This window comes from Microvirga sp. M2 (assembly GCF_047497095.1).
Classification (GTDB): Bacteria; Pseudomonadota; Alphaproteobacteria; order Rhizobiales; family Beijerinckiaceae; genus Microvirga.
The window spans coordinates 84,651-99,850 of record NZ_CP134065.1 but is presented as its reverse complement, the minus strand read 5'-3'; the positions used below and the strand labels follow the sequence as shown (position 1 = coordinate 99,850).

The following is a 15,200-nucleotide window of genomic DNA, read 5'->3' as shown; positions in this document are numbered from 1 at the left end:
TTACAATCGGAGCTCGGTGAAATCAGCTTTGCCTGCGAGAGCCCTGTCAGCACTGTCAAGTCGTTGACCGATCACAAAGCCGCGGTCCGTGATATCGACGGTGTAAAGGCGCGGGTCGAACGCACTGTCGCGAACCTTGATGACCGCTAGGATGCGATGGAGCTTTGCCTGCACCTCCATCTGCCTGAGCAGTAGCAGGTTGTCGATAATGCTGGAGAATTCAGGATAAGGATTGGAAGCTTGGGTCCCCACGAGGTCACGCAGCTCCCAGGTCGCCACAGTGGTCACGCCAAGTGCCCGCAGTTCATTCGTGAGAGCGGCCAGGTACTCGACCAGCCGCGATGGCGGGACCGCGGCTCGGTGAAAGCCGCCGAAGCCATCGATGAACAGCCGCCGCACGCCGCGTCGATGGACAGCCTCCAAGAGTCTATGCCCGATTTGATCGAGCAAGTTTTCCGTCAGCGGCTGCCACATGACGTCGAGCGCACCGCACTCGACCAAGCCCTTAACATCCACGCCGACGGCATGGCCTTTCAGCGCCAGCCGGGTCGGTGTCTCATAAATCCAAAATGCAGTGCTGGATCTTCTTTCGTCGCGAGACTCAGGAAGTTTAGGTCGTGTGGACGGATTTGATGAGGATGAAGCTCAGAGCAAGCGCGACGAACGAGCCGTAGTTCACGTCAGTCTTCTCGCAGCGTAAAGCAACGCGCTTGAAGCGCTTGAGTTTACCCATGGTCTGCTCAATGCGAGCGCGCCCGCGGTAGAGCGCTTTGGGAAAGAACTGCGGCTTCTCCTTGGTCGTGGTCCGGTACGGAATGGCGGGGCAGATGCCGCGGGAGCGGGCAGCCTGCCGGTTGGCCTTGGCGTCATAGCCCTTGTCGCCCACAGCCGCTCGGGGCGTGATGTCCGGCCCGACGTCGAGCAGCGTCTCGAACTGAGGACTGTCGCTGGCCTCACCAGCGGTAAGGCAAAAGCCGAGCGGGTCGCCATCCCAGTCGGTCTTGAGGTGGATCTTGGTCGAGAACCCACCCCGGGAGCGGCCCAGCGCCTGCCGGCTCTGCCCCCTTTTGCGCCTGCGGCCGAGACATGGGCCCGTACGATGGTGGAGTCGAACATCTGCACCAGATGCGCCGTGTCGCTCAGAGCCGCCAAGGCGTCGAAGAAGGCCTCGAACACACCCGCACGGCTCAAGCGCCAGAACCGCTTCCAGACCGAGTTCCAGTGGCCGAAGCACGCCGGCAGCGCCCGCCAGGTGATGTTGTGGACCGTGAAATAGTGCAGCGCCTCCAGAAAGCGGCGGTCGTTGCGGCCCCTGGCGCCGCGCCGGGAGCTAGAGGCGGCAAACACTCGCAGCACCGTCGCCCAGTCGTCCTCCGTCATTCCCGTCAGCATGGTCGCGCCTCCTGAAGCCGACCCGCTATGAATCATCGCCACACTGATTTGGGAATCTACCTACCCGTTGCTCGGCCCAATCCGTCCACACGGCCTAGGCCGAACGTAGTCTTGCCGCTGCCCGTCGGTCCCAGCAGCAGCGTCACGGACGAGTGCGGCAGGCCTTGGCCGATAATGGTGTCGAACCCCGTGATGCCCGTTGCGACACGGCTGAGACGAGGATTTTCATCCCTCGATGGGCGGGCAAGCACGGCCTCGACCCGCGGGTAGACGGTAATCCCAGTCCTGGAAATCGCATATTGGTGGTAGCCTCCCAGGGCCGCGCTGCCACGCGATTTGCGCACCTGCAGCTGACGCACAGCCTGAGCGCCGATGAGTTGCTCCGAGAGTTCGATCACCCCATCCACCATCGTGTGCTCTGGACTGGTATCATCAATCCGTGCGCTCGTCAGAAACAACGCGGTGCAATGGGCGAAGGCCGCGTGGGCCTGCAGCTCGGCCACAAAGGTCTTAACGTCGAGCGTGCTATTGGCCTTGTCACGGGCATTAAGGAGGCCGTCAAAAATCAGAAGGCCCGCCTGTTGCCGCTTAATCTCCTGGCGCAACACCTCCACAACCGCAGGGAGCCCCTCCTTCCTGAGAGTTTGGAAGACGCTGACAAAGCTGATGCCATTGCCCACCTTGGCGGTGTCATAAAAGTCGAGCGTTGAAAGCGACTGGAACAGGCGCTCGTGGGACTCTGCCAGGAGCGTGACATACAGCACGCGGCGTCCGCTGTGAGCCTGCTGAAAGGCGATCTGGTTGGCCAGAATGGTCTTGCCTGCTCCGGGATGCCCCTGGATGATATAGGATGAGCCATCGACAAGGCCACCGCACAGGACCGTATCCAGCCCGACAACTCCGCTTTCCAGACGTGCGAGAGTTTCCCCCACGGCAATTCCTCCAAGAACCACACCAGACCCAATAAAGGCCGATCCGGATCTGATTAGCACTAACTCAACGCAGCGTCCCGGATCTTCGTGCCCTGTCCACGTGTGCTATGACGGATTTGGCGTGACGGGGCCGATCAGGCAGCGCTGTTTGTCAGCATTGGACTGATCGCGCTGCCGTCCTGAAACCTGACATCGGCGATCCCCTTGGCTACTTGGTTTACATTCATTGGTCCGCCATGCCGACAGAACCACTCCCGCAGCCGCTCGTCGAGCCCATCAAACGCTCTCAGGCGTACCGGCTTGCGGGCCACCACAGCCCCGCCCTCGCGCAGATACCGCCGCACTGTGTTGCGCGCGCAGCCGAACTCCCTCGCCAGCTGCTTGGCACCCCAGCCAAGCTCATGCAGCCGCACCATCGCGGCCACGTCCGCAGCCTGGAGCATCTCCTGTCCCCGCATCGTCCGCGACATTGTGGCATCGACTGAAACCCCGTTCGGCATCTCTTCCTCCTCTGCCAAGGAGGCGGCAGGTCTTGGTTTCCTCAGGGGTCGCTCGTAGATGTGCGCGTCGCGCTACACGCCGCCTACGGTGCTGCTCCGATCTTGATCGGAGATAGCCCATGAGAAGCCCCTTGCTTGTCATGATTGGGACGGTGCTGGCGTCCCTGCCAGGGATTGCTGCCGGCCTGAGCCTTGCAGGCTCCCTCTGGCAATGTCCCGCGCCTCTGATCGGTCCCTGGTCATGATCACTTTCTATCCGGTGATCGCGGGAGAGGAGGGGAGTTCGGGAACGCGCGGTGAGCCCCTCCAATTTGTGATGCCTCCCGAACAAAACCGGGCGAATGGCCGGGCAAGTGGGAGCAGGCCGGGCAGCGTTTCACTGCGCGGCTTCCTCACACCGGGGCCCGTTGGGAGAGCCTCCACTGTTACCGGCACCGCCCTGTTCAAGCTGCCAAAGATCAGGGACGAGGTGATCATCCCCAAGGACGAGCACCTCATCGATCTCAACCGAGAACGGGGTGTCGAAAGTGCTGGCGGGCATCTCTCTGCAGAAGCCCGGGAACAAAGAGTTGTGGTTGCGGTGAGCTGTCCTCAGTCACAGATCTTTGTTTTACGTGTTGTGACGTCACCGAAGGCGTCGACGCGCTTGGTTACGACAATGCGGCATTCCTCAACTGACGCAGGTATGCCTACAACTCTCTCCTGGTACACGGGTCGAGGCATGGCTAGCTGCACAGAGACGATCGGAACCTCTTGGGGAGGGACTAACGCAGGCCCTTCATAGCCATCGCTATCCTCCGCAGGCAAAATCGGCAGAGGCTGCTGCGGCACCAGAGCCGGCCCTTCATAGCCTTCAACCAAGCGGCGCTCGATCACGCGGCGTTCCATCACCCTGTGCGCGATCGGTGGGGCGATATAGGTTTCCTCGACCGCGAGCCGGCGCCGGACCGGTGGGTGCTCCAGAACTGCTTCCTGATTCGTGAAATAAGGGGGCAGATCCGCAGCAACGGCGGCCGCTGCGCTCACCAGAGTTGATCCACCGAGCACCAGTGCGACCAACCCCGCTTGTGCAACTTTCTTCAGACCAAATACCGGCATGTGAGCTCCTGACGTCCCTCAATGGAAACGTCGCCTCATGGTCAAGGTTCCACCCTTAAGCGTTTGTGCTGGGCGGGGAGGCTCCGACAATTCGACGTGGCCTGCTCCGGCTGTTCGAGGCAGGCGAGCCTGCACCCAAGTTACACTCGCTCCGTCGCCGCGCCCAGCCCAACTTGCAATGGGAGGACCATCGGCGCCAAGCGATGGTGGCAAGGTACAGAGCGGAGATGGTCGGCGTCAGTTTCGCCATGACGTGCCCTCAACTGCTCATCCAGACCAAGCTCGCACTTCGCCGTCGCGCGCTCTCAAGACGACCAGGGTGGCCGTAAACTCGGATTTCTGGCGTTTTCCCGTTAGCTCGACCATGAGGGAGCGCCACATCGAGGGCGAGCATGAGATTCTGTCGGACAACTATGGAATGCTCGGAGGCTGCCCTCATTGACAGGCAGGCCAATGCCGAAGTGGCAGGTTCCTGAAACTGCTTCGCAACTTGGTACCCTACAAATCCCTATGCTTCCCGGGATGAACGCAATATTCCCGGTCTAACGTAGGATTTCGGTCAATTTTGAGAGGCCTGTGGCGCAATTTGCTGCAACTGCGCAATGTCGATTGTCGCCGTCAGCTCGCATCGGGGAAAGAGCGCCGAACCGTCGCCGTAGATCTTTGGCCAGAACTTCGGCTCCTACTGAGACGCAGGAATTGTGCTCGCCTGGCAGCTGAATGACTGCGAGGTCGGGGCTGAGCCGCTGCCATCTGCGCCCGTCGAATTCCGCTGCGTAGAAGACCACCGGTGCAGGGAAAGGCTGAGGCCTGTAGCGCGCCATGATCGGCGTGTAGATTTCGTTGAGCGCGGATAATGGAATATCGGCGATACCGCGAACTTTGGCCATCAGTGCTTTCACTTTGGTCAGGCGTTGCTTCCAAGGTATCTTCGGCAACTTCTCATACCGGTTCATCTGCTCGTAGATCCATGCCAAGCGAGCAGGCGGCGCGATATGGTCGACCAGCGAGAGGACGACACGCATGGACGTGTGCGCGCTGGTGGTGGGAACATCAACCAGTCCCATGAATTCGACCTTTCGGCCCGCCCGCGTCAGAAGATGAGCCACTTCAAACGCGATCAACGCCCCCTTGCACGAACCGATGATCCGGTATGGTCCGGCGGGTTGCCGCTCGAGGATCAGCTTCAGGCGATCGGCCGCCATTGCCTCGATCGATTGAGGAGCGGGCTCGCCGCGTGCGCCATGGGGCTCGATCAGGACAATGGGCTGATCCGGGGGAAGCAGATGCACCAGCCTGCGGACCAGCAGGCTGCCCATATCCAGATCGCCATGGAGAAAGAAGAACAGTGGAGGCTGGCTCCCCTCGGCGTTGAACACAGCGCAAGGGCCTTCAGGGAAGCTGACCTGCTGGGCGATCTTCGGCGCGAGGAGGCGGATGGTTTCACCCTGAAACAAGAGCGAGGCCGGAAGCGGGTGGCCTATCGTTTTCTCAACTTCCAGCAGCATCTCGATGGCCAACAGGGAGTCGCCGCCGCGTTCGAAGAAGTCGTCATCGATCGTCAAGCTCTCCAGCTTGAGTACCTTTCGCCATATTCCCAGCAATTCGCGTTCGATCTGCTGAATGTGTGCGCCGAGGGACGGAGCGTGGGAGTTTTTGGCTTCATCCAGGCTTGCGGCGAGAATCTTCGCCAGCTGCCGGCGCTGAACCTTGCCCGTTATGCCCTTCGGCAGCTGTTCCAGAATGACGACGTTGCGTGGAATCTTGTAGGACGTCAGCTTGTCTTCAAGGAACAGACGAAGGTCCGACGGCTTGGCGGAGGCGCCTGGATGGAGAACGACGGCCGCCGCGACATCCTCGCCGTACCGAGGGTGAGAGACCGCGAAGGCCGCTGCTTCCGCCACCGCCGGGTGGCGCAGGAGCGCGTGATCGATCTCAACGGGCGAGACCTTCTCTCCGCCGCGATTGATCAATTCCGTCAGACGCCCATGGAGGGAGAAGAAGCCATCCTCGTCGACGCTGCCGAGATCGCCCGTGCGCAGCCAGCCGTCGACGAAAGCGCGCCGGTTGAGTTCGGGATCATCCAGATAGCCGGCCACCACCGTGGGGCCGCGGACCCAAACCTCACCCTGCGCGCCGTGAGGCAGCGGACGCCCTTCTTCATCCACGATGGCGACGGTTCCTGGCCAGGGCATGCCACAGGTCCCCGGCTTGTTCTGACCCGGGGGCGGTAGATTGGCGGCGATTTGCGCGGCTTCACTGGAGCCGTAATGCTCCAGGACCGGCACCGTCAAGCTCGCCTCCAGCTCCTCGCGGACGACTTCGGGGAGCGGAGCTCCGCCCGAAGTGATGAACCGTAGGGCATGCCTCGCAGCGACATCTGGAGTCGTTTTGGCCTTGTCCAGCACGGCCCGGTGGAGCGTCGGCCCTGCCGAGTACCAGGTCGGGCGGAGTGTCTCAAACCACTCGGTCAGATCGACGGTGGAGGCATCCGATGGAAGCGCGATGCTCCCGCCGGTGAGCAGGGGCGTGAAGGCCGTCACCTTCAGGCCATGCGAGTAGAAGGGCGGCGACACGCTGAGGCAGCGGTCCTGGGGCGTCAGCCCGAACCAGGCCTGGAGCCGGGCCGCCGCTGCCAGCATATTGGCGTGGCTGAACGGGATCAGCTTCTGGCGCGCGGTCGTTCCGGATGTCTGCAGGATGAAAGCCGGGTCGTGGGGCGCAGGCTCGCCATCAAGAGCAGGGGAGGAGGCCGGAACTTTCAGCTCCAGGCCGAGCTGGCCACCCCCCTTGGGTGCAACCTCGATGAGGGTGATGCCCCGCTGCTCGGCCGCAAGCCGTCGTTCGCCGTTGCTGCCTTGCAGCACCAAGAGGGCATTCAACTGAAGAGCCTCGAGGAGACGATCGAACTCGGCGATTGTCTGCCTTGGATCGAGCGGCACTGCCACGGCCGCGCAGGCGATGGCGACGATGGTGAGAACCGCCTCCGGCCCGTTCGGCAGCAGCACCCCGATCCGGGCGCGGTGCGACAGACCGCCTTGACGCAATTGTCTACGGATCTCGTCGAGCTGGCTTTGCAGGTCGAGATAGCTCAAGGGGGCAAAGCCCGAGGGAAGGATGGCCGGATTGTGTGGTTGCAGGGCGGCGAACCTGCCTATGACTTGGCGTAAGGTAAGTTGTGCGTCCACGGCAGCTGCGCCGCTGGACATAGAGAGGCCAGAGGACGCCAAGGCGGCCTGTAAATTGTGGTTTTCGCTTGTCACCGAGGCCGTCCTTGAGGATTACATGCATACACGTGTCAGATCACGGATACGTGAAGAACGTCCTAGAGCAAGGTTTTCTTCTGGGGATACTTCCAAAGAGATGATCATCATCCCATAAGGCTGATATCCAAGAGAATACAGATCGTGGAGATGATTGTCCGGACAGGCATAAGACTTATCCTGTCCGGATTAAGGTACTGCGTGTCGGACTGAAACGCATTCTTTGATGTCGACGACGTCAGACCCTGTCAGTCCGGCGTGGGAACCAGAACCCCGATCTTGTTCCCACGCCAAGCCGGAGCGCCAACACAAGCCTCGTGAAGTCAGGGATGCGGCCGGCGTCACATGGACCTGCCTCCAGGCCTTCTCTCTGGGTTCGGAAACGATCCGGAGAAGCTGGAGGCGGCACACGTCGATGGCGGGTTTGACGCCTTCCAGGTTGTGTGCACCCCGTCGGGCGGCGCGCAGTCGGTGCGGATCGAGATGCCCGGCGACTGGGAGGGGCAGGCCTCGGACGATCAGTTGCTGAAGGCCATCGAAGCCCAGCCCTCTCTGGCGTCATGAGCCGGACGGCCGTTCGATCCAGATCGTCGCGCAATACTTCATGCAGCGCAATGCGGAGCCCACAGCCGCCTATTTCCAGAACCCGGCTCGGCAGGTGGTTGAGGTCGGCACTGAGATTGATCTAAGCCGACAGCGCGCGTGTGGCTAGGAGTGTCCTATTGAGGCTCCACCGCCTCGGTCCAAACCAGCCGCCGGCGGCTGATGAGGATCCAAGACAGGCCATGCATCGTTGTCGTCCGGTGCAGTCAAGGGAGCTGGTCTCTGCGCTACCGCCCCCCCAATGGTTCTGGTCGACTAGCCAACTCATCCCGCTTCTCATGGCGCAGGTTAAGCTGGGCCACCCTCCTTTTGGCGCTTGCTCCCCCAGCGTTTGCCGCGGGAGCGACGCATCCCGGTCCTTCCGAGGTCACGTTCCTCATCCAGATCATGCTCCTGCTCACGGTCGGACGTCTGCTCGGCGAGGCCATGCAGCGTATCAGCCAACCGGCGGTCATGGGCCAACTGATCGCGGGCGTTCTGCTTGGTCCCTCTGTTTTCGGCGCTCTCTGGCCAGAAGCGCAAAAGCTGATTTTTCCACCGGACCGAGACCAGAAGGCGATGATCGACGCGGTCTCGCAGCTTGGAATTCTCATGCTCCTCCTGCTCACCGGCATGGAAACCGATCTTGGGCTGGTCCGAAAGGTGCGAAAGACCGCCTTGAGCGTATCGGTTACCGGCATCGCCGTCCCATTCCTGTGCGGCTTCGCCTTGGGTCAGATGCTGCCGGACGCAATGCTGCCCAGGCCTGAAATCCGGCTGATCACCTCACTCTTCCTGGGCACCGCGCTTTCGATCTCATCGGTCAAAATCGTGGCAATGGTCGTCCGTGAAATGGGCTTCCTGCGCCGAAAGGTCGGGCAGGTCATTCTGGCGTCCGCCATTATCGACGACACGATCGGGTGGGTGATCATCGCGATCACGTTCGGCATCGCGCTCCACGGCGCTCTCGATCTCTGGAGCCTCGGCAGGAGCATCGCCGGCACGATCCTGTTTCTAGTGGTGAGCTTCACGCTTGGGCAACGGCTCGTCTTCACTATCATTCGCCGGGTGAACGATTATTCCGTGAGCGAAGTGCCGGTGATCACGGCCATCCTGGTGATCATGGGCGGCATGGCCCTGATCACCAATGCTATCGGTGTGCATACCGTCCTTGGCGCATTCGTGGCCGGGATTCTCGTCGGGCAATCGCCGATCCTGACCGGCCACATTGAGGAGCAACTGCGAGGACTGATCGTGGCCTTGTTCATGCCTGTGTTCTTCGGGCTCGCGGGCCTTGGGGCTGATCTGACCATCCTCAAGGATCCCCAGCTTGTCCTGCTCACCGCCGGACTCGTGCTGATCGCCAGCCTCGGCAAATTCGGTGGTGCGTTCCTGGGGGCTGCGATCGGTGGCCTGACGTGGTCCGAGGCACTGGCTCTTGCTTGCGGCATGAATGCGCGCGGGTCGACCGAGGTCATCGTCGCCTCAATCGGTCTCTCCATGGGAGCCCTCGATCAAAGCCTCTTTACGATGATTGTCGCCATGGCTGTGCTGACCACCATGGCCATGCCCCCGATGCTGCGGGCCGCCCTGAAGCGGTTGCCGCTGACGGACGAAGAAAGAGAGCGGATTGCACGGGACAGTTTCGAAGCGGAAGGGTTCGTGCCGCAGCTTGAGAGAATCCTCGTCGCAGCTGACGAGAGCTCCAAAGGCAAGTTTGCCTCGCGCCTTGCCGGGCTGATTGCCGGCCTGAGAGGCATGCCGGTGACTGTCCTGCAGTTCTCACCGGAGGGCCAGCAGTCGGAGGCCGCAAACGTACCCCTGAAGACACCTGAAGCTGCCGCCACAGCCGCAGCCCAGGCCGCAGAGGCAATCGAGCCCGGGTCGGGCCATGAAGCTGCGCCGGATATTGAGGTGACCGTCGCGGATCCCGCAACCCGAGTCGACGAAGCGATTGCTGACGAAGCTCGGAAGGGCTTCGACCTGCTCCTCATCGGCTTCGAGCCGACCGTCGATCCGCAGGGTGGGTTCCATCGGGTGGTGACCCAGGCCGCGAGCCAGTTCGATGGCCCCTTTGCGATCGTTGCGGCACGCGGCGTGCATGAGGCCACGCCGCTGGAAGCAAGGCTCGACATTCTGGTGCCTGTGATCGGCACAAAAGTATCCCGGCGCGGCGCCGAGGTGGCCTTTGCCATTGCGCGGGCCAGTCACTCGCCCGTGACAGCCCTTTATGTCTCGAACGCCGGTGCCACGCATCGTCACCATCGGCGCACGCGCGGCCTGCGGGAGCAGGACGAGGCGGTCCTGAAAGACTTGGCCCACCTTGGCCAACGCTACGGGGTCGAGGTGCGCACCGCCATCCGGGTTCATCTTGCGCCGGAGGACGCGATCCTGCGCCAAGCCCGCCTCGGTGGACACAATCTGATTGTCATGGGTGTCGCAGAGCGTCCGGGAGCAAGCCTCGCCTTCGGTAATGTGGCGGATGCCATCCTTGAGGCAGCTGATCGTTCCGTCATGTTCGTTGCAACGTAAGGCTTGAAGGATGGGTCGCACCTTCTCGGAACGAACCCAAACGGGAAATTTTTGGCATCCCGAATTCGCACGCCTGTGGCAGGTCCGGAACAGTGTCATATCCGGGCACATTTCCCAATGAGAACGCCCCATGGCCGCTTCGCTCGAGGCAGGAATGCCCTCGGCTTAAAGCAGGGTGCCGCGGAGGATGGCCAGCGCGACCGTGAAGTAGATCACCAGCCCTGTCACATCGACTAAGGTGGCCACGAACGGCGCCGAGGCGCTCGCCGGATCAAAGCCAATCCGCTGGAGAAGAAAGGGCAGCATCGACCCGGCCAGCGAGCCGAAGGTCACGATTCCGACCAAGGCGGCCCCCACCGTCACCGCAATCAGCACCCAGTGCTCACCGTAGTCATAGAATCCGATCTGCTGCCACAAGGTGATGCGGATCACGCCGATCAGGCCGAGAATCGCCCCAAGGGTGATGCCTGCCGGCAGGTCTCGCAGCGCGACACGCCACCAGTCCCGCAGCCGCACCTCCCGCAATGCGAGCGCCCGGATCAGCAGCGAGGTCGCCTGCGAGCCGGAGTTGCCGCCCGAACTCATGATCAAGGGAATGAACAGGGTGAGGACAAGGGCCTTCTCCAACTCGCCCTCGAAATACTGCATGGCGCTGGTGGTCAGCATCTCGCTCAGGAACAGGGCACAGAGCCATCCGGCGCGTTTCCGGATCATCTCGCCAAAGCCGATCTGCATGTAGGGCTCGGTCAGGGCCTCCATGCCGCCAAACTTCTGGACGTCCTCGGTGCTCTCCTGGACGATGGCATCGATCACGTCGTCCACGGTCACAATCCCGATGACGTGGCCCCGGTCCACAACCGGCACCGCCAGAAGATCGTACTTCGAGATGATCCGTGCGACCTCCTCCCGGTCGGTGAGCGGCCTGACTGTCACCGGCCGCCGGAGACGGGCGACGGAGAGGATCGGGGCCTGCGGCTCGCCCGAGATGAGCCGCCGCAGCGAGACAGCCTGGACCAGCTTCCTCGTCCGAGGATCGAGTACGTAGATCGCGTAGACGGTTTCGCGCGTCTGCTCGACCCGGCGGATGTGATCGAGAGTCTGTTCCACCCTCCACGTGCTCGGGACACTGACGAACTCAGTCGTCATCATGCTGCCCGCCGTATCCGGCGGGTAGGACAAGAGCCGCAAGACCGCGAGCCGCGTCTCGTCATCGAGGCGGTCCAGCAGGGCTGAGCGTCTGGGTTCTTCGATCTCGCGGAAGACCTCGGCGGCCCGGTCGACCGACATCCCGGACAGGAGGTCCGTCGACAGCTCCTCCGGCAGGGTCGCGATCAGATCGGTGGAGGCCTCGAGTTCAGGCTGATCCAGCACCTCGACCGCTTGCTCGAGCGGCAGGCGGGAAATCACCTCCGAGGCAAGTTCGATGGGCTGCTGGTTCAGGATCTCGGCGATGTCGGCGACGTGTTCGTCGGCCAGCTCCGCCGCGAGAACGGAAGCATCGCGAACGACCTCGGTTGGGTTGGTGTTGTCCTGCATGGCTCACCTCAGTCTTGACCAGCCGTCACGGACCGGTCGCGGGCGAGCCGATCCAGCGATCAGGCGTTCGCGCGGGCCGGTGACGGGTGGGGCAATGGACTGTGACTGTCGCTCGGCATGGGGCTTCAGGTTCCTGTAGGGCCGTCTCGGTCGGAAACAGGTCAGCAAGTGAACCCAGGCATGCGCCTCCCCGGCAAGGCTGTCAATTGGGAACCCACCTGCAGGACGGTGACAGATGGGACATTGCCTGCTTGGAAGCAAAAGGCCCTTGTCGAACTGGGTTCTGGAAAGAGCTTCAGGCTGCCGGAGATGAGCTCGACAGACTTGTATAATCAGGTCGCCATGGGAGGTCGGAATCAGGTCACGATCATGGCGACGGCGGCAAGCGCCATGACGACCGTCGTCACCCATCCCAGACCCTTCAGCCATCCGCCACTCGTGAATTCGCCCATCACCTCCCGCTTGGCGGACAGCAGCATCATGATGACCATCACCGGCACCGCCGCAACGCCATTGAGCACCGCACTCCAGTAGAGCGCCTTGATCGGGTCCACCGGTGTGAAGTTCAGGATCATGCCCAGCAGGGTGGCCAAGACCACGGTGGCATAGAACGCCTTAGCCTCCATCGGCTGGCGGGCGAGACCGACCGGCCATTTGCGGGCCTCGCCGATGGCATAGGCGGACGACCCCGCCAGGACCGGGACAGCCATGATCCCGGTCCCAATGATGCCGAGCGCAAAGACGATCTCCGCCAGGGCGCCGGCAATGGGGCGCAAGGCTTCCGCCGCCTGAGCCGAGGTTGAGATATCGGTGATTCCATGAACGTTCAGAGTGGCGGCGGCGGTGATCATAATCGCCAGCGCAATCAGGTTCGAGATCGCCATCCCGGCCACGGTGTCGATTTGGATCCGCTCCAGGGCCTTGGGCCCCTGCGCAGGAGCCGTGACGAGCGGCTTGCGGCGGGGAATCTCGCGCACATCCTCCGCCTCCTGGCTCGCCTGCCAGAAGAACAGGTAAGGGCTGATGGTGGTGCCAAAGACCGCCACGATGGTGGTGAGGTAATCCTTGTTCCAGGAGATGGCCGGCACCACGAGGCGCATCAATGCCTCGCCCCAGGATACCTTCACCATGAACAGCGTCGCCACATAGGCGAGCAGAACCAGGGCGAGCCATTTCAGCACGGCGACGTAGCGGGTGTACTGGAGAAAGACCTGGAGCGCGATTGCCACCGTGCCGAACAGCAGCACGTAGAGCAAGTGCGGCCCACCGAACACGAGGCGGGTGGCATCAGCCATTGCTCCGAGATCAGCGCCGATGTTGATGATGTTGGCGGTCAAGAGCAGCAGGACGATGCTTTGCAGAAGCCAGTTTGGATAGTGCTTGCGGAGGTTGCCCGCCAGCCCGCGCCCGGTTGTCCGGCCGACGCGAGCGCTGATCATCTGGACGGCCGCCATCAGCGGAAAGGTAAACGGCAGGGTCCAGATCAGACCATAGCCGAACTGGGCCCCCGCTTGACTGTAGGTGGCGACACCGCTGGGGTCGTCGTCGGAGGCGCCGGTGATCAGTCCCGGACCCAGAATTTTGAAGAGGCGGGGCTTGCTAGGGCCGACGACAGGGCTCCGAGACGGCAGCTCCGGATCTGCGTTGGTAGGCTGCGGCATCGGACGCCCTAGGCTTACGCTTGTCAGACGAGAAACGCTCGGCGGGATTAATCGTTGCCACAACTCTTCATCGTCGTCTCAACAGCTGACTGGAAGCGAAGACGAAGCAGTTCGGTCATCCTTCGCCTGATAGGCTTGACCCTTGTATCACCAAGGCTGCCCATCGATCGGATCATGAATGCCTGCGATCCGAGACACAGATTGGTTCCGGGATCTGAGATACGAAGGGGCGGCGCGACGGTGCGTCGTGATTGACTGTCCGTTTTGCGGATCCAGTATTGAACCCTGATCGGTATGTCCACCGGCCGGCTGGGGCGGGGTAACGGCCTTGCAGCGGCTGCTTCATCAGAGGTCTCCAGCTTATGTCGCGTCAGCTTGAGGTCGTCCACATCCAGGCACTCGACTTCTGGATTGCACGGGGGGCTATCGTTCTCGTGGCCGGCCTGCAGCTTCTCGTCATCAATGATCTTTCGGTCGGGCCCCGATGGCTGGCTCCCGGGATTGAGATCGCGCTGCTCGTCCCCCTCTCGATCGCGACGGCCTGGAACCAGGATCAGGCGCGTCGTGCCACCAGTGAACACCATTGGGATGTCGTTGGGCGCCATCGACGCGCCATCAGACGGTTCGCCCTGGTTCTGACGGCGGTGGTCAGCCTGATGAACTTTGGCGCTCTGATCGAGCTTGTCCGATATCTCCTGGCCGGCAAGGCCGCCAGCGGGCCGACCCTGCTGCTCGATGCGCTCAACATCTGGGCCACCAACGTGATCGCGTTTGCCCTGTGGTTCTGGAGCATTGACCGGGGAGGGCCGTCAATGCGCGGGCTTCATTCGTCCAAGACCTCGGATTTCCTGTTCCCGCAGATGACGCTGGAGGTTCAGATCCCGGAGGCGCGGTTCTCGCCAGGATTTATCGATTACCTCTTCCTATCCTTCACCAACGCCACCGCATTCTCGCCCACAGACACCCTGCCGCTGTCCCAGCGTGCCAAGCTCTTGATGATGGTCGAGGCGAGCATTTCACTGCTGACCGTCGCTCTCGTGGCTGCACGGGCCGTGAATATCCTGAGCTGAGTCGATCCCTCTGCCCCGACAGCGCCTTTCCGAGGGGGACTCAGAGGTGAGGCAAAGCTGTCAGAAACCAGCCCAGCAGGGCGAAGACGAGCCCGATAAGCCCGAGCCCGCCACCGACCCAGGCGAGCCATGCAATCCCGAGCACAACGGAAGCCGAGGCCAGAACGATCGCGATCTGCAGGCTCGCGGTGCTGAGGTCGAGGCGGTCATTGGCCGCCAAGGCGTGGTCCCGGGCGGCCTCCGCGGCTTGGGCGCGGGCACTCAATTCCTTACGCCCCTCGTTCGTTGACGGCTCCGACTCGTAGCGGTCGATCGTGGCCCGCCACGCCTGCAGGCGCTTCTGCGCCGCCTCGGCTTGGGCCGGAGGCATGCCGATCAGATCAAGCTCGAGGCGCTCGGCCTCGGTGCGCAAGGTGGTCTGGCGAAGGGTTTTAGCCTGGTAGAACGACCACAGATTAGCGGCATCGGTGTTGCTCTTGAGCGCGTCCACGCGGGCGTTGTCGCTCGTCATCTCGACCACGGCCAGGAGCGCCGCCAAGATGGCGATCAACAGCGCAATGTACTTGGTCCCGCGGTGCTCACGAACCTCGTCAATGTGGTCCTTGGCTTCCTCTGCGTGCATGAAACCATCCTG

General features: G+C 62.3%; 11 protein-coding genes and 2 pseudogenes. 3 read left to right on the top strand and 10 right to left on the bottom strand.

Features of this window, described 5'->3' with window-relative positions; translation table 11 throughout:
* The 7 genes and pseudogenes from RE429_RS29080 to RE429_RS29050 all read right to left on the bottom strand — a co-directional run bounded on the left by RE429_RS29080 (position 1) and on the right by RE429_RS29050 (position 7,131).
* Positions 1–501 carry an ATPase domain-containing protein gene (locus RE429_RS29080; protein ID WP_414476293.1) on the bottom strand — a complete coding sequence of 167 codons (501 nt, stop codon included), beginning with the start codon at positions 499–501 and terminating at the stop codon, positions 1–3.
* Between the two features lie 109 nt (positions 502–610).
* Positions 611–1,234 carry an IS5 family transposase gene (locus RE429_RS29075; RefSeq protein WP_414476292.1) on the bottom strand — a complete coding sequence of 208 codons (624 nt, stop codon included), beginning with the start codon at positions 1,232–1,234 and terminating at the stop codon, positions 611–613.
* A pseudogene (locus tag RE429_RS29070) lies at positions 1,222–1,380 on the bottom strand (transposase); the annotation flags it as partial. The gene RE429_RS29075 and the pseudogene RE429_RS29070, both read right to left, overlap by 13 nt.
* 68 nt (positions 1,381–1,448) lie before the next feature.
* A complete protein-coding gene (locus RE429_RS29065) occupies positions 1,449–2,324 on the bottom strand; it encodes an RAD55 family ATPase (RefSeq protein WP_414476291.1) in 876 nt (291 codons plus the stop codon).
* Between the two features lie 218 nt (positions 2,325–2,542).
* A pseudogene (locus RE429_RS29060) lies at positions 2,543–2,824 on the bottom strand (helix-turn-helix domain-containing protein); the annotation flags it as partial.
* Positions 2,825–3,415: 591 nt separating this feature from the next.
* Complete coding sequence (locus RE429_RS29055; RefSeq protein ID WP_414476290.1) at positions 3,416–3,922, bottom strand: hypothetical protein; 507 nt, start codon at positions 3,920–3,922, stop codon at positions 3,416–3,418.
* Positions 3,923–4,464: 542 nt separating this feature from the next.
* On the bottom strand, positions 4,465–7,131 hold the full coding sequence (locus tag RE429_RS29050; RefSeq protein WP_414476484.1) for an AMP-binding protein: 2,667 nt from the start codon (positions 7,129–7,131) through the stop codon (positions 4,465–4,467).
* Positions 7,132–7,530: 399 nt separating this feature from the next.
* Between RE429_RS29050 and RE429_RS29045 the strand changes: the two genes are divergently transcribed.
* Together RE429_RS29045 and RE429_RS29040 are read left to right on the top strand one after the other, a co-directional pair.
* The gene (locus RE429_RS29045; RefSeq protein WP_414476289.1) at positions 7,531–7,749 is read left to right on the top strand and encodes a hypothetical protein; all 219 of its coding nucleotides are present in this window, start codon (positions 7,531–7,533) and stop codon (positions 7,747–7,749) included.
* A gap of 348 nt (positions 7,750–8,097) precedes the next feature.
* Positions 8,098–10,299, top strand: coding sequence for a cation:proton antiporter (locus RE429_RS29040; protein ID WP_414476288.1), 2,202 nt, complete (start codon positions 8,098–8,100; stop codon positions 10,297–10,299).
* 165 nt (positions 10,300–10,464) lie between these two features.
* On the opposite strand, the gene mgtE is transcribed toward RE429_RS29040, so the two are convergent.
* Together mgtE and RE429_RS29030 are read right to left on the bottom strand one after the other, a co-directional pair.
* Positions 10,465–11,835 carry a magnesium transporter gene (gene mgtE, locus RE429_RS29035; protein ID WP_414476287.1) on the bottom strand — a complete coding sequence of 457 codons (1,371 nt, stop codon included), beginning with the start codon at positions 11,833–11,835 and terminating at the stop codon, positions 10,465–10,467.
* Positions 11,836–12,191: 356 nt separating this feature from the next.
* Positions 12,192–13,496: an NRAMP family divalent metal transporter gene (locus RE429_RS29030; protein ID WP_414476286.1), complete on the bottom strand. Its 1,305-nt coding sequence runs from the start codon at positions 13,494–13,496 to the stop codon at positions 12,192–12,194.
* A gap of 362 nt (positions 13,497–13,858) precedes the next feature.
* Here RE429_RS29030 and RE429_RS29025 point away from each other — a divergent pair, with 362 nt between their 5' ends.
* On the top strand, positions 13,859–14,566 hold the full coding sequence (locus RE429_RS29025) for a hypothetical protein (protein ID WP_414476285.1): 708 nt from the start codon (positions 13,859–13,861) through the stop codon (positions 14,564–14,566).
* Between the two features lie 40 nt (positions 14,567–14,606).
* On the opposite strand, the gene RE429_RS29020 is transcribed toward RE429_RS29025, so the two are convergent.
* Complete coding sequence (locus RE429_RS29020; protein WP_414476284.1) at positions 14,607–15,188, bottom strand: DUF4337 domain-containing protein; 582 nt, start codon at positions 15,186–15,188, stop codon at positions 14,607–14,609.
* Positions 15,189–15,200: the final 12 nt, after the last annotated feature.